The sequence below is a fragment of the Paraburkholderia sp. SIMBA_030 genome (assembly GCF_046535245.1).
Taxonomy (GTDB): domain Bacteria; phylum Pseudomonadota; class Gammaproteobacteria; order Burkholderiales; family Burkholderiaceae; genus Paraburkholderia.
Map to the genome: position 1 here is coordinate 1 of NZ_JAWRXB010000353.1, position 278 is coordinate 278.

Sequence of the window (278 nt, forward strand, 5' to 3'; positions counted from 1 at the left end):
GGCGCGGCGCCCAGCGAGGCGCGCAGTGAAGCCGGAATGCCCGGCCCCGCGTCGCAGACTTCAAAATCGATAAAGTCGTTCAGGCGCGGCGACGGATACGCGCGCAGCGAAACGAAGTCGCGGCTCGCGCGCGCGGCGTTGTCGAGCAGAATGGTGAGGATCTGGCCGACCGCAACGGTGTCGTCGAGGCTCAGGTCGGCGGGCGGTTCGCCCTGCAGCTCGAACTTCACGTGCGGATGGCGCAGCCGCCATTGCTCGACGAACGGCCCGAGCCATTC

Annotated in this window: 1 pseudogene; it reads right to left on the reverse strand. The window is 68.3% G+C overall.

Annotation, left to right across the window (positions count from 1 at the left end):
* Nucleotides 1-278 (reverse strand): annotated as a pseudogene (locus SB772_RS40320) (sensor histidine kinase); the annotation flags it as partial.